This window comes from Rhodococcus maanshanensis NBRC 100610, from assembly GCF_001894865.1.
Classification (GTDB): Bacteria; Actinomycetota; Actinomycetes; order Mycobacteriales; family Mycobacteriaceae; genus Rhodococcus_G; species Rhodococcus_G maanshanensis.
This window is the reverse complement of the sequence record NZ_BCXA01000042.1, coordinates 1-17,347: the sequence shown is the minus strand read 5'-3', so window position 1 is coordinate 17,347 and position 17,347 is coordinate 1. Positions and strand designations below refer to the sequence as shown.

General features: G+C 67.9%; 13 protein-coding genes. 4 read left to right on the top strand and 9 right to left on the bottom strand.

Annotated elements, in window-relative coordinates; translation table 11 throughout:
- Complete coding sequence (locus RM1_RS19540; protein WP_174562975.1) at positions 1-741, top strand: amino acid ABC transporter ATP-binding protein; 741 nt, start codon at positions 1-3, stop codon at positions 739-741.
- Between the two features lie 69 nt (positions 742-810).
- On the opposite strand, the gene RM1_RS19535 is transcribed toward RM1_RS19540, so the two are convergent.
- On the bottom strand, positions 811-1,965 hold the full coding sequence (locus tag RM1_RS19535) for a 3-ketosteroid-9-alpha-monooxygenase, oxygenase component (RefSeq protein ID WP_072753381.1): 1,155 nt from the start codon (positions 1,963-1,965) through the stop codon (positions 811-813).
- A 206-nt stretch (positions 1,966-2,171) separates the two neighbouring features.
- On the opposite strand from RM1_RS19535, the gene RM1_RS19530 reads away from it, so the two are divergent.
- Positions 2,172-4,253: a PhoX family protein gene (locus tag RM1_RS19530; RefSeq protein ID WP_072753380.1), complete on the top strand. Its 2,082-nt coding sequence runs from the start codon at positions 2,172-2,174 to the stop codon at positions 4,251-4,253.
- A gap of 167 nt (positions 4,254-4,420) precedes the next feature.
- Positions 4,421-5,527: a serine hydrolase domain-containing protein gene (locus RM1_RS19525; RefSeq protein ID WP_083576852.1), complete on the top strand. Its 1,107-nt coding sequence runs from the start codon at positions 4,421-4,423 to the stop codon at positions 5,525-5,527.
- A gap of 11 nt (positions 5,528-5,538) precedes the next feature.
- Here RM1_RS19525 and RM1_RS19520 read toward each other — a convergent pair whose 3' ends face one another.
- The 5 genes from RM1_RS19520 to RM1_RS19500 form a co-directional block, all read right to left on the bottom strand.
- Positions 5,539-6,795: a DUF2254 domain-containing protein gene (locus RM1_RS19520; protein WP_169922353.1), complete on the bottom strand. Its 1,257-nt coding sequence runs from the start codon at positions 6,793-6,795 to the stop codon at positions 5,539-5,541.
- Between the two features lie 121 nt (positions 6,796-6,916).
- Positions 6,917-7,660, bottom strand: a complete 744-nt coding sequence (locus RM1_RS19515) for a glycoside hydrolase family 25 protein (protein WP_072753378.1) — start codon at positions 7,658-7,660, stop codon at positions 6,917-6,919.
- A 74-nt stretch (positions 7,661-7,734) separates the two neighbouring features.
- The gene (locus RM1_RS19510; RefSeq protein ID WP_072753377.1) at positions 7,735-8,610 is read right to left on the bottom strand and encodes a TIGR03619 family F420-dependent LLM class oxidoreductase; all 876 of its coding nucleotides are present in this window, start codon (positions 8,608-8,610) and stop codon (positions 7,735-7,737) included.
- Positions 8,611-8,715: 105 nt separating this feature from the next.
- Complete coding sequence (ggh, locus tag RM1_RS19505; protein ID WP_072753376.1) at positions 8,716-10,056, bottom strand: glucosylglycerate hydrolase; 1,341 nt, start codon at positions 10,054-10,056, stop codon at positions 8,716-8,718.
- A 72-nt stretch (positions 10,057-10,128) separates the two neighbouring features.
- Positions 10,129-13,572: a DEAD/DEAH box helicase family protein gene (locus tag RM1_RS19500; RefSeq protein ID WP_072753375.1), complete on the bottom strand. Its 3,444-nt coding sequence runs from the start codon at positions 13,570-13,572 to the stop codon at positions 10,129-10,131.
- 237 nt (positions 13,573-13,809) lie between these two features.
- On the opposite strand from RM1_RS19500, the gene RM1_RS19495 reads away from it, so the two are divergent.
- Positions 13,810-14,472: an Ltp family lipoprotein gene (locus tag RM1_RS19495; protein WP_072753374.1), complete on the top strand. Its 663-nt coding sequence runs from the start codon at positions 13,810-13,812 to the stop codon at positions 14,470-14,472.
- Positions 14,473-14,608: 136 nt separating this feature from the next.
- Here the strand turns inward: RM1_RS19495 and RM1_RS19490 are convergent, their stop codons facing one another.
- From RM1_RS19490 to RM1_RS26615, 3 genes are all read right to left on the bottom strand, one after another.
- A complete protein-coding gene (locus RM1_RS19490; RefSeq protein WP_072753373.1) occupies positions 14,609-16,120 on the bottom strand; it encodes an HNH endonuclease signature motif containing protein in 1,512 nt (503 codons plus the stop codon).
- A 53-nt stretch (positions 16,121-16,173) separates the two neighbouring features.
- Positions 16,174-17,109, bottom strand: a complete 936-nt coding sequence (locus tag RM1_RS19485) for a restriction endonuclease (RefSeq protein WP_343286933.1) — start codon at positions 17,107-17,109, stop codon at positions 16,174-16,176.
- The coding region (locus RM1_RS26615; RefSeq protein WP_369693547.1) for a restriction endonuclease subunit S at positions 17,106-17,347 on the bottom strand (242 nt) is incomplete at its 5' end. The genes RM1_RS19485 and RM1_RS26615, both read right to left, overlap by 4 nt.

Genomic DNA, 17,347 nt, shown 5'->3' with positions numbered 1-17,347 from the left:
GTGACCACCGCGACCACTTCGGTCTCGCTGACCGGCACCGACCTGCACCTGTCCTTCGGCACCAACAAGGTGCTGCGCGGCGTCGACATCCACGTCGACGCAGGCAAGACCACCTCGGTCATCGGCCCGTCCGGCTCCGGCAAGTCGACGCTGCTGCGGGTGCTCAACCGCCTGCACGAGCCCGAGCAGGGCGACATCCTGCTCGACGGCCGGTCGGTGCTCGACGACAACCCGGACGCCCTGCGGCAGCGAATCGGCATGGTGTTCCAGCACTTCAACCTGTTCCCGCACCGCACCGTGCTCGACAACATCGCCCTCGGACCCAGGAAGCTGCGCGGGCTGTCGAAGGACCAGGCGCGGGCGGTCGCCCTCGAACAGCTCGAGCTGGTGGGGCTGGCGGAGAAGGCGCAGTCGCGGCCGGGCAACCTGTCCGGCGGTCAGCAGCAGCGGGTCGCGATCGCCAGGGCCCTGGCGATGAAGCCGGAGATCATGTTCTTCGACGAGGCCACCTCAGCGCTCGACCCGGAGCTCGTCAAGGGGGTGCTGGCGCTGATGACCGACCTTGCTTCCGGCGGCATGTCGATGGTCGTCGTCACGCACGAGATGGGTTTCGCCCGTTCGGTTTCCGACACCGTGCTGTTCATGGACCGCGGTGTCGTGGTGGAGACCGGCAAACCCGAGGCGCTGTTCGAGGACCCGCAGACCGAACGCCTGCAGGCCTTCCTCTCCCAGGTGTTGTAGCCCCTTCGCCGCCTGTGCGCGAGTCTCACCCTCATAGGCGTGAGACTCGCGCACGGTTCGGTGTTGGCGCTACGCGTTCGCCGGCTCCGCCGCCCTGGCGGCCCGGTTCGCGGCCATCTCCTCGTCCCAGTGCTTCCCGGACCGGGTGGTGTCGATCTCGAACTCGAACCGGGTGACCATGTCCGGGGTGACGTCCTCGACGTCGACGTAGAACTGGCTGTACCAACGCCGGAGCTGGTAGACCGGGCCGTCCTCCTCGCACAGCAGCGGGTTGTCGATCTTCGCCTTGTTCTTCCAGATCACGATGTCCTGCTCGAAGGTCGCCATCGTGCCGTCCCCGAAGCCCTTGGCCATCGCGTCGGCCTGTTCGGCGGACATCCCGGCCATCTTCTTGACCATGATCCCGTACTGCAGCACAAACGAATTCGACGTCACCGGGTAGTGGCAGTTGATCAGCACGGCCTCGAGCGGCTCGTCCGCACCGATGTCGGCGTGGAACGTGTCGATCATGTAGGACGGGCCGTGATACGACGCGTCGGACTGGGTGATGCTGTCCTCGCCGAAGTCGACGTCCACGTTCACGTCGGTACGCGGGGTGAAGCTCATGTACTGCGAGGCGACGTGGCCCTCGAAGACGTTCTTGAACGAACGCGGCACATTGAAGTGCACGTAGAAGAAGTGCGCCATGTCGACGACGTTGTCCACGAGCTCACGGCAGTGCGAGCCCTCGATGAGCACCGAGTTCCAGGTCCAGTCCGTCCACTCGTCGCCGCCGACGCCCTCGATCTCGGGGATCGTCACATCGGCGGGCGGCGGGTTGCCCTGCGGGTCGTGCCAGACGAACAGCTGCGCGTTGCGCTCGAGCGCGAGCCAGCCGCGGGTACGGGCAAGCGGCGGGACCCGGCGGGCGTACGGGATGCCGGTGCACTTGCCGTCACCGCCCCAGCGCCAATCGTGGAACGGGCAGGCGATCGAGTCACCCTTTATCGAACCCTGACTCAGGTCCCCGCCCATGTGCCTGCAGTAGGCGTCGAGCACCTTGAGCTCGCCCTTGCCGTCCGCAAAGACCACCAGCTTGGTGCCGAAGACCTCGATCGAGTGCGGCTTGCCATCGCGGAAATCCCGCGCCAGCCCGAGGCAGTGCCAGCCGCGGGCGAACCGGTCCGGGGCCGCCACGGCCTCGATCTCACGGACATTGCCGCCGTCGGTGGAGTTCAGCGTCATTGATGTTCCTCCAGGATTGTTCGGTAGCGTCGATCCGATCGATGCTCTGCGCTCGCCGGCAGCGCGGCAAGGCCGTTTCCCCCTGGGCGGCAAAGACGCTGGACATTAGGGTCGCCTCATTGTCCGGTCGTTCACTTTGCCGTTCCTTTGCCCTTGCTTACTGCTTCTACGGTCTCCCGAGTTGAACCTTCGACCAGGAGAACCACGTGAAGCTGAAGCCCCTCGCGCTGTTCGTCACTCACGACGGCAAGTCATCGCGGGCATCGATCACCTGCCAGTACAAGTGCGGCAACGCCTGCTCGCACGAGGTGCCCAACACCTCCGGCGGTGAGTACTTCGGCGACATCGTGCGGTCCGCGATGTCGCGGCGTGGGCTGCTCAAGTCCGGGGCCGTCGCGGTGCTCGCGGTCGGTGCGGGCGGCGCGCTGGTCGCCTGTTCCGACGACTCCGGCAGCGGCTCGGCCGGTGGCTCCACGACGGCGGCGGCGGGCGGCGGCGAGGCCCCGGCCGGCACCGCGTTCACCGCGGTCGCACCGAACACCGAGGACGCCGTCGTGGTCCCCGAGGGCTACGAGCAGGCCGTCGTGATCCGCTGGGGCGACCCGGTGCTGCCCGGTGCGCCCGCGTTCGACTTCGCCAACCAGACGCCGCAGGCGCAGGAGATGCAGTTCGGCTTCAACAACGACTTCGCCGGTCTGCTCCCCGTCGAGGGGCAGCCGAACACCTACCTGCTGGTGGTCAACCACGAGTACACCACCGAGCCCTTCATGTTCACCGGCTACGACCCCGCGAACCCCACCGTCGAGCAGTTCCAGACCGCGATCGCCGCGCACGGCCTCTCCGTCGTCCAGGTCAAGGGCGAGGCCGGAACAGGCAGGCTCACACCGGAATTCGGCCCGAACAACCGTCGCATCACCGCGAACACGCAGTTCCTGGTGACCGGGCCCGCCGCGGGCAGCAACCTCCTCAAGACCACCGCCGACCCCACCGGCACCCGGGTAACCGGGACGCTCAACAACTGCTCCGGCGGCGTCACCCCCTGGGGCACGGTGCTCTCCGGCGAGGAGAACTTCAACCAGTACTTCGCGAACGCCGATCAGGTCACCGACCCGACCGTCGCCGCCAGGCTGAAGCGGTACGGCATCGAGGGCGGGGCGAGCGAGCGGAAGTGGGAGCGCTTCGATCCCCGCTTCGACCTCGTACAGGAGCCGAACGAGGCGAACCGCTTCGGGTACGTCGTCGAGGTGAACCCCTGGGATCCGGCGTCCACCCCGATCAAGCACACCGCGATGGGCCGGTTCAAGCACGAGGCCGCGACCATCTACGTCACCGACGACGGCACCGTGGTCGCGTACAGCGGCGACGACGAGCGGTTCGACTACATGTACAAGTTCGTGTCCGCGCGAAAGATGATGCCCGGCAACGGCCAATCGAGCATGCGGCACAACCTGACCATCCTCGACGCGGGGACCCTGTACGTCGCCAAGCTGACCGGCGACGAGCCGGACCAGATCGACGGCTCCGGCAAGCTCCCCTCCGCCGGACGCTTCGCGGGCAAGGGGCAGTGGATCCCGCTGCTGCGTACCGGCGAGGACGGCAAGGCCGAGTCCCTGGTCGACGGGATGAGCGCGGAGGAGGTCGCGGTGTTCACCCGGCTCGCCGGCGACAAGGTGGGCGCCACCAAGATGGACCGCCCCGAGGACTTCGAGCCGAACCCGAAGACCGGCAAGGTGTACGTCGCACTGACCAACAACACCAAGCGCGGCGAGGAGGGCAAGCCCGCCGCCGACGAGCCGAACCCCCGCAACAACAACAAGAACGGGCAGGTCCTCGAGATCGAGGACGAGCACGCAGGGACCGGTTTCACGTGGAACCTGCTGTTGGTCTGCGGCGATCCCGCGGCCGCCGACACCTACTTCGGCGGGTTCGACAAGACGCAGGTCAGCCCGATCTCCTGCCCGGACAACCTGGCGTTCGACCCGCACGGCAACCTGTGGATCTCCACCGACGGCAACGCGCTGAAGTCGAACGACGGCCTGTTCAGCGTGGTGCTCGACGGAGACCGGCGCGGTGAGACCAAGCAGTTCCTCACCGTCCCGAAGGGCGGCGAGACCTGCGGGCCGATCATCGGTGAGTCCCGCGTGATGGTCTGCGTGCAGCACCCGGGCGAGCTCGACGGGGCCAGCGCCGACAAGCCGGCCTCGCACTGGCCGGACGGCGGCACCAGCCAGCCGCGACCGTCGGTCGTCGCGGCCTGGAAGTCGGGCGGCGGACGGGTCGGCGTCTGACCCTCGCGAACCTGGGCGCCCTCCGGTTTTCCGGAGGGCGCCCTTTCGTGTCCGGGGTAGGGCAGGCTGTACCTCAGATCCGGCAGTCAGGGGGATCGTCGCACCCGTCGCGCGTCAATAGCGTCGATGCCGAGAGACATCGGGCGACAGTCGAGGAGAACCCCACCATGAGAAGCAGATTCGCAGCAGGCGCGCTGGCCGTCGCGGTCACCGCATTACTCGCAGGCGCCACCCCTGCGCTCGCGCAGCCGCAGGCACCCGCCACCGCCACCGGCACGGCGGTGCAGCAGGCGATGGACCGCATCCTCGCGAACGGCGCGGTCGGGGTGCAGGTCCGCACGACGCGGGACGGGCGGACCGCAACCGCCACCGCCGGTTCGAGTGTGCTCGGCACGCCGTGGGCGGTTCCCGATGACGGCCGGTTCCGGATCGGCAGCGTGACGAAGATGTTCATCGCCACCGTGCTGCTGCAGCTGGTGGAGGAGGAACGGGTCGAGCTGGACGCGCCGGTGTCGCGGTACCTGCCCGGCCTGTTGCCCGACGGCGACACCATCACCGTCCGGATGCTGCTGCAGCACACCAGCGGGCTGTACAACTACACCGATGCCCTCCCGCTGGACGACGGCGAGTTCCTCGCCATCCGGTTCCGGCCCTACACCCCGCACGAGCTCGTGGACCTGTCGACGAGCAGGCCCCTGGACTTCGCGCCCGGCACCGACTGGGCCTACTCCAACACCAACTACATCGTGCTGGGCATGCTGATCGAGAAGGTGACCGGGCGATCCTGGGACACCGAGGTCGCCGCTCGGATCACCACCCCGCTCGGGATGCTCGCGACCAGTGCCCCGCGCGGCAGCGTGTTCATCCCCGCACCGCACGCCCGCGGCTACCACCCGGTCGCGGGGGTGCCCGTGGACACCACCGAACTCGACCCGAGCTGGGGCGGCGCCGCGGGCGAGATGATCTCCACCACCGCAGACCTGGACCTCTTCCTGACCGCTCTGATCGACGGGCGTCTCCTGCGGTCCGCCCAGCTCGCCGAGCTGACCTCCGCCAAGCCGGACACCGACGGATACGGCCTGGGGGCGTTCGCCAGGAACACCCCGTGCGGGTTGACGGCATGGGGCCACAGCGGCGGCATCCCCGGCTACACCACCCTCGCCTTCACCACCCTCGACGGCAGCAGGCGGATGGAGGCGTCGGTGACGAACGGGCTCGGCCCCGACTCCGAGGACGCCGTGTACGGAATCGTGGACGCGGCCATCTGCGGCTGACCGTCCCCGGGTCAGCGGGCGAGTTCCAGCCGATCCCGGAGCTCGCCCGCCGCCGCCGCGACGGCGGTCAGGTCCGCCGGTTGCACGATCTCGCGGGCGGCATCCGCCTCGAGCAGCCCGAGCTGGAACCCGATCGCCGCGAGGCGGCCGGCGTCTGTCGTGGCCGCCGCGCTGTCCCGCAACAGCCGGATCAGGGCGAGCACGACGGTGGGCTCGCGCGCGCCATAGCGCCGGATCTGGGCGCACGCCAGATCGAGATAGTCCGCGAAGGTGTGGGCGGGGACCGTGACGGTGCCGCCCTCGGAACCGGCCGCCAGGACGAGCGACCCGAGGTCCCGGCGGGAGAGCGAGGCCAAGATCGAGGTGAGGTGATCGATCGCCTGCACCGCGGTGTAGGGGTCGTTGATGGCGGGGGACAACGCCTTCGAGGCGACGTCGACGAGCTGGCGCATCCCGAACGCCGCGTCCTGCTCCAGGGTCCGCTCGAACCCGATCCGGATGGACTGCTCGACCGCGCGCCCGACCCCGGCCTCGTCGAAACCACCACCGGCCTCGCTCCACACCCAGGCGAGCGGGGTGGCGCCTGCGGCGATGTGGTCCCCGACGCGGGGCGCGATCCTGATGCTCACCCCGTGCCGGGCGGCGTGACCGACCAGCTCCTCCGGGTGCACCGCCTGCACGTAGCCGCTGCGGCTCGAGGACACGACCGTCGCCGACGGCGGCGCGTCCGGGAGCGCCGATGGCGCCGTGGTGCCGGGCAGCCCGTGCCGCACCACCTCGCGGGTGTTCCGTTCCACCTTGCGCATGACCTCGTCGATCTGCAGCGAATGGGTCAGGTGGTGGATCTCGTAGACGAGCGCACCGAGGCTGAGGAACAGCAGCACCATCGCCCAGCTCACCGCGAACCGTGGATAGTCGGCGGTCCGGCTGCCCGCGGACACGCCAACGGTGTAGAGACCGGCGATGCTGTACGCGAAGGTCGCCACGAAGACGCTGAGCACCACCTGATTCGGGCGGTCACGCAGGAAGTTACGCAGGATCCGCGGCGAGAACTGGGTGGAGGAGAGCTGCAGCGCCACCACGGTGAGGCCGAGCGTCAGCGCGATGACGGTGATCATCGTGCCTGCGGTGCCGATCAGCAGCGTGCGGGCGTCGTCAGGAGTGCCCTGGAACGCCATCCGGTGAATCCACGTACCGGGGCGGGCGTTCACGGTCGACAGGATCGAGCCGAGGGCCAGCGCCAGCACCACGGCTATGGCGGGTAGCACCCACAGCGCGCCGCGGAGATACTCCCAGGCTGCCTCGCGCCTGCGCCCCCCCCGAAGCGTACGCCCGCCGATCGCGCTGCGCGGATGGCCGATTCGTGACCTCGGGGACCGAGCGGTGACCTCAGGAACCGAACGGGTTGGCGGAGCTGCCGAAGTCGCCGAGGCCACCGCCGTAGACATTGAGGTCGACGTTGCCGTTCACGCCGGGGATCCGGCCCGAGCTGGTGTACTGCCAGAACGTCCAGTGCCGCCAGCCGCCGGGCAGCGGGCCGGGCTCGCTCCTGCCGTTGTAGTCGGCGATCCAGAGCGGGTAGTTGGAGAACTCGGTGGTGTTCGCCATCGCGGTACGCCAGAAGTTCGGGTACGTGTAGATGATCGGCTGCTTGCCGGTGAGCGCCTGGACGGAGTTGAGGTAGCGGCGCGTCCAGTCGATCACCGCGGCGGGCGGCAGGCCCTTGGCGTCCTCGATGTCGAGCACCGGCGGCAGTCCGTCGCCCCCGATCACCGGGAACGAGGTCGAGGCGAAGAACGCGGCCTGCGCCTCGGGCGACTGCCGGACGTCGGCGTAGTGGTAAGCGCCGCGGTTCATCCCGGCCGCGCGCATGCCGATCCCGTCCTGCACGAAGAACGGGTTGACGTACCAGAGTCCCTCGGTGGCCTTGACCATCGCGAACTCGTGGCCGGAGGCGCGGACGGCGAACCAGTCGATGCCCGACCCACCCGGGTGTTGCCACGAGGCGACGTCGGGACCGTTGATCGGTTCGGCGCCCGCGGTGCCAGGCACGGCGAAGGCGAGGGCACCGGCCAGCAGCACCGGAACCAGGCGGGTGACGGCTCGGACACGCTTACGACTCGACGACGTCATTGCCCGAGACTAAACCGATATTTCGGGCACGACCACGGAAATCTGGATGAATTTTTGGCGTCGGCTCCCGCGGATCACCCGCACTTCGACATCACGGTCTCGGCATAGCCCCTCAGGGCTGCAACCTTCGCTTCGAGCGGCTCCGTGTCCTGCGCGACGCTGTAGGGGTCGCGGAAGCCGACGATCACGTCGGTCACGCCCTTGTCCTCGAGTCGCCTGATCCCGTCGACGGTGTAGGCCTGCGGCGAGATCACGTGGATCTCGAACGGGCTGGTCTCCTTGCCCTCCTCCTTGCGCATCCGCTGCAGCTTCGCGAGCAGGACGTCGAGTTCCTCGTCGCCACCGCCCGCGTGCATCCACCCGTCGCCCCTGACCACCGCCCGCCGGAGCGCGGCGTCGCTGTGGCCGCCGACGAGGATCGGGATGGGCTCGCTCGGCACCGGGCTCAGCTTGATCGCGGGCAGGTCGAAGATCTCGCCGTGGTACTCGAAGTAGTCGCCGCTCACCAGACCGCGAAGGATGTCGATCGCCTCGTTCGTCCGCTTGCCGCGCCGCTCCCACGGCACGCCGAGCACCTCGAAGTCGTCCGGCCACGGGCTCAGTCCGATGCCGAGGCTCAGCCGGTTGTCGATCATGTAGGCCACCGAGGTGGCCTGCTTGGCGACGAGGACGGGGGGACGGATCGGCAGCTTCAAAACGAACGTGGTGAAGCGCAGCGTGGTCGTCGCCATCCCGAGCGCGGTCGCGAGGACGAACGCCTCGACGAACGCCTTGTTCTCGAGGAACTCCCGGCTCCCGTCGGGCGTGTACGGATAGACCGAATCGGATTCCTTCGGGTAGCAGAGGCTGTCCGCGATCGACATCCCGTGATAGCCGGCCTCCTCCGCCGCCTGCGCGAGCGGCACATAGAAGGCCGGATCGGTCATGGCCTCGGCATAGGTGAATCGCACTGCGCTGCTCCTTCGTCCGGTGTGGTCTACGTCATACCTGACCCGATGCACCCGGGGTACCGGATCCCGACTTCCCGCCCAGCGAGACGAAATCGGCGAGTGAGCTCAGCCCAGCCAGTCCAGCACCGAGGCCGCGGTCCAGGACTGCTGCATGCTGCCAAGCGGCGCACCGGTGAACGGCTCGTAGTACTCGGCGAAGCTGCCATCGGCGGCCTGCCGCAGGCCCTCCGCCCGCAGGTGCCTGGCCCGCTCGGCCCACCCGCGGCGGGCGAATGCCCAGGAGAACAGCCAGGTCATGACCGGCCACACCGGGCCGCGCCAGTACTCGCGCGGCCGGAAGTCGCCCGAGACCGGCGAGGTCGACGGCGGCACCGCGTATCGAAGATCCGGATGACCGCAGAACCGCGGTCCCTCGAAGATCCGCACCAGAGCGCGCTCGGCGTCGCGGTCCAGCCCGCCGCACAGCAGTGGGGCGAACATCGCGAGCGTCTCGGTGGGGATCCAGCGCCCCGACCGCAGGTCGAAGTCTCGGGCGGCGCCCGAACGCGGATCCGTGGTCGCGATGGTGCCCCGCTGGAACTTCTCGGCCCAGTACCGCAGGTCCCGGACGTCGGACTTCGGCGCCGAATGCTCCTCGCCGATCGTCGCGAGAACGTCGCAGGCGAGCGAGAACACAGCGCTGACGAACACGTCCTCGACGGCGAAGCTCATTGTGGACGCCAGCTCGGCGTCGTCGTAGCGCGCCAGCTTCATCTCCTCGAGCAGCCACAGGTAACGGTCGTATTCGGCGTTCGACGGCCGCTGCGTCGGGTCGGAGATGATCGCGGTGTCCTCGCGCAGGTATGGCGGCACCGGCCCGGGAATGACGTTGGCGTACGCGGCATCCCAGCGCGGTGAGTTGTCCATCCCGGACTCCCAGCCGTGGTACAGGCTGATCCGCCCGTTGTCCTTCGGGTCGCGGGCGGTCGCGAGCCAGCGGTGCCAGCGCACCAGATCGCCCCAACGCCGGTCGAGGAACTCCTCGGCCACCGCCCTGGTGCTGCGGCCGTGCCTACGGGAGTGGTCGAGGATCCGCTGGACCGCGATCGCGTGCACCGGCGGCTGCGTGATGCCGGAGGTCTGCGGGACAACGGGGGCCGTCGCCGCCAGGTCGCCACAGGCCCAGCGCGCGGGTCCAGGGAAGTACCCGTCGACCCCGTTCGCGAACACGATGTGCGGGATCATCCCGTTGCCCCACTGGGCGGACAGCAGCGTGTCCAGCTCGACGACGGCCCGCTCCACGCTCAGCGGCGCCAGCCCGACCGCGACGAACGCGGCGTCCCAGCTCCACATGTGCGGGTACAGCCGTGGGGCAGCACTGGTCATGGTGCCCAGGTCGTTGCCGCGCAGCAGGTACGCGGCCCGGGCCGCGAGCTGCGTCGGGATGAATCCGGGATCGGCGGCCATCGTCCTAGTTTGCGTCCGCCGCGCCGATTACGCCCGCCGGGGGGATCTCGGGTGACGGCGTGCCTTCCATCTTCACGCGCTAGCGGCCCCTGCGGACTCGTTGATCGACTTGATGACTCCGAGGAGCCGCTTCGTCTGATCGGGCGCGAACAACTGCGTCGGCCCCTGCGGTGCGGCATCGGTGAACGGCGCCTCGAACAGCAACTTCGGGTCCATTTCGCCGTGTCGAGTCAGGTGACCGATCACCAGACGCACGAAGTCGATCTGGTTGGACGTGGCGGTGCGTTCGGCAAGGAACTCCGCGAATGCCGTCTGCACGGCCTCATGGTCGAGGCCTACGAGGGACCGGATGAACCGTCCGAGTCCTTCGGCGTTGGCGATGGCGCGTTCCATGTCCTCCGGCTCGCCGGCACCACTGCGGGCCAGCAGTTCCTCGAGTGACTCCAGGTCGGCCGGGGTCAGCGCCTTGCCCGAGCGGAGCTTCTGCAGCGCCAGGTTGTCGGGCTGGCGACGCAGGTAGTCACGCACCTTCGCGGTGTAGCGCTCCACGTCAGTGCCGGACCGCATCTCCGGCATGTCCCGTTCGACGACCTCACCGAGGGTGTCGGTGAAGTCGGTGTAGACGACGACCCGTTTCTTCTTCTCCAACAGCCCGACAATCGAGCGAAGTTCGCGCCGGGCATGTTCGAGCATCTCGACGGTGACGCCCTCCCACCATTCGTCGCCCGTCACCTCCCGCAAGAGCTCCTCCTTGGCCTTGACCTTCGGGATGGCGAGCCCCTCGTCGAGTAGCCCGTCGGCGACCCCGCGGATCGTGTCGGCGTATCGGGTCACCGATCCGTCTGCGACCACGACTGCGAGCTGCCCGCGCAGCACGACGAGGTCGAACCGCTTCGCCATCTCGTCGGTGTCGCGGACCGTGGTCGGCAGCCCGGCAAGGTTCTCGACGATCTCGGCAGCCTGCCGTTCGGTCACGGATTCCCAGGCGGCGCGGTCGGCGTACCTCTCGACCTCGCGTCGCCGGGTGCGGACGATGAAGTTGTCCAGCCGCATCCCCGCAACCTGCCCGTGCAGCAGGTCGGCGGTGTCGCCGCGCACCGCCGGTGCGGACCCAGACCGGTCGAGCGCGGCGAGCAGTTCGGTGCGAGTGGCGAACAGTCGCTGCGAAAGGGACGGGGCGAGAGCGCCTTCCGATGCGTCGGGGTTCTGTTCGAAGTAGTCGAAGTTGCCGCACACGTCGAAGATGAAGAAGTCGGTCTTGTCCTGCCCCGGGCCGTAGAGGTCGGGCCGCAGGCGCGTACCGCGGCCCACCATCTGCCAGAACTTGGACTTGGAACGAACCGGCTTGAAGAACACCAGGTTCACGACCTCGGGGACGTCGATGCCGGTGTCGAGCATATCGACGGAGATCGCGATGTGCGGTTCCTGGTCTGGCTGAGAGAACTTGTCGATGAGGTCCTGGCTGTAGTTAACCGAGTGGGTGATGACGCGCGCGAAGGAGCCCTTGAACTCGGGGTAGTTGGCGTCGAACCGGTCGGCGACGAACTGCGCGTGTCGCTCGTTCTTCGCGAAGACGATGGTCTTGCCGAGCCGGTCGCCACCCGCGACGCGGTGCCCGTGGGTCATCAGGGTCTCGAGCACCTTGTCGACGGTGTCGGTGTTGAACAGCCACTTGTTGACGGCCTCGGCCTGGACGGCGTCGGGGATTTCGTCGTCGGCGACGTCGTCGCCCCAATCGATGGACTCGTACCGCTTCTTCTCCTCGTCGGTGAGCGCGGCGTAATGGATGCCCTGCAGCGGAAATGTCAGCGGCACGGACACCGCACGCGGCGGGACGAGGTACTTGTCCTCAATGGCCTGATCGAGCGAATAGTCGTTCGTCGGGACACCGGTTTCGAGGTGGAACAGCTGATAGGTGTTGTAGTCCACCTCGTCCTTCGGGGTCGCGGTGAGCCCGAGAAGCAGCGAGTCGAAGTACCGGAAGATGTGCCGGTACTTCTGGTACACCGAGCGGTGCGCCTCGTCGATGACAACGAGGTCGAAGTAGCCGGGTCCGAACTTCCTGGTGCCACTGTCAGTTTCGTCGATGAGGCCCATCATCGTCGGGTAAGTGGAGACGTAGACACGACCCTCGGTGTTCTTGTCGGTCAGCAGGTTCACCGGTGACGAGTCGGGCAGGTGCGTCTTGAACGCGCCGACGGCCTGCTTGACGAGGGCCTTGCGGTCAGCGAGGAACAGCACCCGCTTGACCCAGTTGGCGCGCATGAGCATGTCGGCGAGCGCAACGACCGTACGGGTCTTGCCTGAGCCGGTGGCCATGACAAGCAGCGCGGCCCTGTTCTCCCGCTCGAACCGTTCCGTGACGGCGCGGATCGCCTTCTCCTGGTATGGCCGGCCGGCGATCTCCTGTGGGACGGGAATCTCGGCGAGCGGCTTCCTCGAAGCGCGGCGGGAGACGAGCAGTTCGAGTTCGTCTCCGGTGTGGAAGCCGGCGACCTCCCGCGGCGGGTAGCGCGTGTCGTCCCAGAAGTGGTGTTCGAATCCGTTGCTGTAGTAGATGACAGGGCGACGGCCCGTCATCTGTTCGAGGCAGTCGGCGTAGAGCTTCGCCTGCTGCTTCCCGGCGACCGGATCCACGGACGTCTTCTTCGCCTCGACGACGGCGAGCGGCAGACCGTCCGCACCCCACAGCACGTAGTCCGCGAAACCGTTCTTGCCCTCGGGCATTCCGGTGACCGGGTATTCACGGTCCCGCTTCTGATCGAGCGCCCATCCGGCCTCGTGGAGCATGAGGTCGACGAGGTCACGGCGGGTCTGCGCCTCGTCGTAGTCGTGGGTGTCGGGGGTTGCGGCACTCGCCGCCTGCGCGGCTGCGATCTGGGCGCGCAGTTCCGCGACGAGCTGCTCGTAACTGGCCTTCTCGAGTACGGCTGTCTCGGCGGCCTCGTCGCGGGCCTTCAGCTGCGCGACGAGGTCCTGCTTCTCCGCCTCGGACTTCTCGAGCTGAGCGTCCTTGGCGGCCATCTCGGCCTCGAGCTTGCCGAGCTGCGCGACGGTCTTCGCGACGGCAACACCGCCACCGGGCTTGGGCAGCATGTTGGGGTCGAACTGCTGCAGCGGCGACGGCTTGCTGGACGGCTGGGTCGCGTAGCTGCGGGCCAGCCACGACAGGATGTGGAACAGCTCGGCGAGCGCCTTCTGACCGGCGTCCTTGGACACCGGCTTGGCCTCGTGGACGGCGGCGTTGCCGAGTTTCCTGATGAGGTCCATCTTCGAAACCAGCCGGTGGCCGACCACGCCGACGAACTTCCCGTCGTGCAGCCGGGCCGCGAGGTCGGACTTGTACGGCTCGGGCAGGTTCTGGGTGCGGTAGATCCACTTGACGGTGTGCTCGACGGTGCGGCGCGCGTAAAAGCAGGTCGTGCGCGGGTCGAACAACGCGTCACGCTCGGCCTTCTTAGCCTCGGCGTGCAGTTGCGGCCATTCGGCCTGCAGGAAGTCGAAGTTCCCCACCATGGACCCGCAGTCCTCTCCAAGCTCGTGTGCGCCAGGCGCAGTGACGTGTCCGTTCCGTGCTGATCTTGACACAGGCGTCCGAGCTTTCCCGGAGCCGGCGAACGTTACGGCGAGGGTCCGACAGGTCGCCCAACGAGAGCATTGCAGAAGACTTGTCGGTGGGCTCTGTAATTCTGTCCGGCTCTCGCAAATGCGGGACGCGTCGACTGCGACGCACCATCTCCACAGGAGCACGACATGACCGAGCCCTTCCCCACCCCGCAGCCCGGCTACCAGCCCGCCGCAACCGCACCGAAGAAGAAGCGGAAAAAGTGGCCGTGGGTGGTCGGCGCCATCGTTCTGTTTCTCGCGCTTGTCGGCACCTTCGGCGAAGCAGACAAGGAGAAGAGCGGCGCCGTGACCGCAGCGTCACCGAACAGCCAGGCGGCGGTGGCCTCGCCGACCGCGTCGAAGCCCAGCAGCCAGACCACCGTTCCGATCGCCCCCGCCCCTGCTGCATCTGCGGCACCTGCGGAGCAGGTGGGGAACAGCGCCCCGGTAGCGGCCAACGTTCCGCCGGTGACCACGGCAGCGCCCGCACCCGCGGTCGCTCCTGCCCCGGCCAAGCCGCAGATCAGCTCCAGCCAGCGGAACGCTGTTCGGTCCGCCCAGCAGTACCTCGATTACTCTGCCTTCTCCCGCAGCGGGCTGATCGAACAGCTCGAGTACGAGGGCTTCTCCACCGGGGACGCGACATACGCAGTGGACAGTGTGAATGCGGACTGGAACGAGCAGGCAGCACGGAGCGCCGAACAGTATCTCGACTACACCTCGTTCTCGAAGTCCGGACTGATTGATCAGCTGGTGTACGAGGGTTACACGTACGCGCAAGCTGAGTACGGGGCCAATGCCGGTTACTGACAGCCCCTTTCGGCGGCAAGAAGTGGACGCCTCACTACCGTCCGAGCTCTGTTTCGCTCGGCGGTAGGTGGCTTGCCGGAACCGCTGCGCCAGCGGGTGAAGCCGTCACCGAGGGGTGTGACGGCCTCACCGGCGACTAGAGCTCGAGATCAGGGCGCGTCATCGCCCTGTCGGTCACTTCTGCGGGGCTTCTCCGGTTCGGCCGCGCCCGCCGGATCCTCCGGCGGTTGAGTGCTCCGGCGACGAGGTGGTCCAGGTGGTGGCGGTGGTTCACGCGCGGCTTCCGGCCCGGATCGATGTATGGGGGCGCGATCCACTCGGTCCGGCCGGGATGCGCCGACCCGGGCGGTGCGACACGGGTTTTCCATCCGCCGGGGCCGTCGTGGACGAGGGCGTGGCAGCTGTCGCAGGCGAGGTCCTCGTTGGTGATATCGGTGGCGCCGCCGTGCTGCCATTCCGTGATGTGGTGGACGGCGGTGAGGGAGGCGGGGGCATCGCAGCCGGGTCGGGTGCAGCCGCGGGAGGCAGCGATGAGCGCGAGCCTCTGATCCGAGGAGGCGAGGCGGCGGCTTCGGCCGAGGTGCAGGGGCCGGCCGTTGTGGTCGAACAGCGCAAGCACGGGGTGGGCGCTCTGGGCCATCCGCAGCGCGTCACTGATGGGAACGATGCCACCGGTCGCTGTGGTCGCCACACCGGCCGCTTTCTCGAGCTGCCCGATCGTCAAGGTGATGATCGCGGTCACCGGAAGCCCTCGGTGGCTGCCGAGGATTCCGGACGAGAGCATCTGCTGTAGCGCGACTTTCAGCCCGTCATGGTTGCGTTGCACTGCGGTGCGTGTGTCGCGGGAAGCGGCCTTCGCCAGCGCCGTGCGGTCCAGGTCCGGGGAATCGAGGTCCCCGGACGGGGACTCCGGGTCGTCGGGATTGTTCATGCCGGGCCGGGCGAGCTTGGCGAGGACCGGTTCGAGCAGGGCCCGCGTTTCCGGATCCAACAGCCCGGAGACCGGGGTCATGAGGTCGGCACCCTGCTTGCCCAGCCTCAGCCCGCGGCGGCGCTTGCGTTCACGCTCGTCGGGGACACTGCCGTCCGGATGGAGGTGGGCGAGCAGATGAATGCCGACCTTGGTTACGTCCTCGGGCGTGGTGGACCGTGCGGCGTCGGAGAGGATTCGCTCGGCGACGTCAATCACATCGGCGGTTGTGCCGTGGGGGATTTGCCGCAGCGTCCGGGCGATCGCGGCGAGATGGTCGGGGCCGATGGCGCCCTCACGGACGGCAGACGCGGTGGTGGGCAGCGTGGCCTCCATCGCCTCGCCACCTACCGTGTGCCAGGAGCCGACCTTGGTGGCGCCCTTCACACGTTTCGCGGCATCGGCCGCCGAGATACGGAGGGTCGAGACGAGGAAGTCGTTGATGGACCGGCAGGCCAGGTTGCCGGGGATGGACCGCTCGACGGATTCGATGATCAGCCGGTGCCCGACCGCGGACGCCTTCCGCAGCGACGTCTCCATCCGCTGGACGGCCTTGACGACATCGGCCTCGGACAGACCCGTCAGTGGGTCGGTGAGCAGGCCCTCGACGGCGGCGTCGAGGGCGGCCAGGTGGCGTTCCACCCGGTCAGACCCTCCGACGCCTCCGCTAGAAAGCATGTTCGAATTGTAGCCCGCTGCCCCGACACGTAACGAGATGCCGAGCAGCGCCGCTACTCGAAATAGTCCTCGTCGACCTCGACGACGGTGAAGGTTTGCCGGGTCTGGACGGCGACTCCGTATCGGATCATCAACTGGGCTAGCCGCTGGCCATCGATCAGGATGATGCGGGTACCAATGTTCTGCGCGTACTCGCGAGCACCCGAGGTGAAGGCGCTGGTGGTGATGAACACGCCGCGCGCGGCGCCGACGCCGTGCAGGGCGCCGACGAACGCCTGGATCTCGGGCCGACCGACTGTGTTGTCGGCGGCATAGCGCTTGGCCTGCACGTAGATTCGGTCGAGCCCTAACGGGTCCTGGTCGATGACACCGTCGACGCCGCCGTCGCCGGATCCGCCGATCCGGGTGGCCTTCCCCTTCGTTCCGCCATAGCCCATCGCGACGAGCACATCGAGCACCGACTGTTCGAGGAAGTCGGGATGCTGCTCGCGGAGCCGTTTGAGCAGGTCGGCTGCGACCTCGGTGTGCAACTGCGTGACGCCAGCCTCGATCTGCTCCAGCGGCTCGCCCTCGCCCGCGCCATTGTCATCGGCCGGTTGGGCGGTGGCACCGTCAGACCTGCTTCTATTTGCCGGAACATAATCCTGATACTTCGGGAGGGCCTTGAGAACTTTCTCTGTGATCCCATTCGGATGTGCCCCAAGGAGTGCGCGACCGGAATCAGTGATGACGAAAGTGGCCCGTTCCGGTTTCCCGACAAGCGCCGCGCGGCTCAGCCCGCTGAGCGCCCACCCGATCCGGTTGTCGGCACGACTCTTGCCGGACGAGAGCACCTCCGCCCGCTGTGCTGCGGTGAGCCCGACGTGATCCGCCACAGCCGCGCGCAGCTCCCGTTTCCGCCATGTACTGCCATCGCTGAGCACCTCAAGGACGGGGGTGAGGAACCCCGACCACACCGGCATCGCCGACACCGGGCCTGGGGCAGTCACAGTTCACCTCGGAAGGCGCGGGACTGGAGCGAGACGAAGAGGGCGTCGAGTTCGTCCAGCGCCGTCCGGTGCTGTACCTTTTGCGCCCTCAGATTCCGCACTCGATCCTCGAACAGTATTTGAGCACCATAATGAGGAACCACAACCTCGAACGACTCCACGATTGCCCTATTTAGGTTCGGCATCGTGGCACCAAGCAATGCATCCTCAAGTCCGCGCTTCACGGACGAACTAGACA

What these genes read in the sequence shown, in the direction of transcription:
- RM1_RS19495 (WP_072753374.1), top strand. Translation starts at nt 13,810, where the DNA reads ATGACCGAGCCCTTCCCCACCCCGCAGCCCGGCTACCAGCCCGCCGCA.
- ggh (WP_072753376.1), bottom strand. Translation starts at nt 10,056, where the DNA reads ATGGCCGCCGATCCCGGATTCATCCCGACGCAGCTCGCGGCCCGGGCC.
- RM1_RS19490 (WP_072753373.1), bottom strand. Translation starts at nt 16,120, where the DNA reads ATGCTTTCTAGCGGAGGCGTCGGAGGGTCTGACCGGGTGGAACGCCAC.
- RM1_RS19500 (WP_072753375.1), bottom strand. Translation starts at nt 13,572, where the DNA reads ATGGTGGGGAACTTCGACTTCCTGCAGGCCGAATGGCCGCAACTGCAC.
- RM1_RS19525 (WP_083576852.1), top strand. Translation starts at nt 4,421, where the DNA reads ATGAGAAGCAGATTCGCAGCAGGCGCGCTGGCCGTCGCGGTCACCGCA.
- RM1_RS19515 (WP_072753378.1), bottom strand. Translation starts at nt 7,660, where the DNA reads ATGACGTCGTCGAGTCGTAAGCGTGTCCGAGCCGTCACCCGCCTGGTT.
- RM1_RS19535 (WP_072753381.1), bottom strand. Translation starts at nt 1,965, where the DNA reads ATGACGCTGAACTCCACCGACGGCGGCAATGTCCGTGAGATCGAGGCC.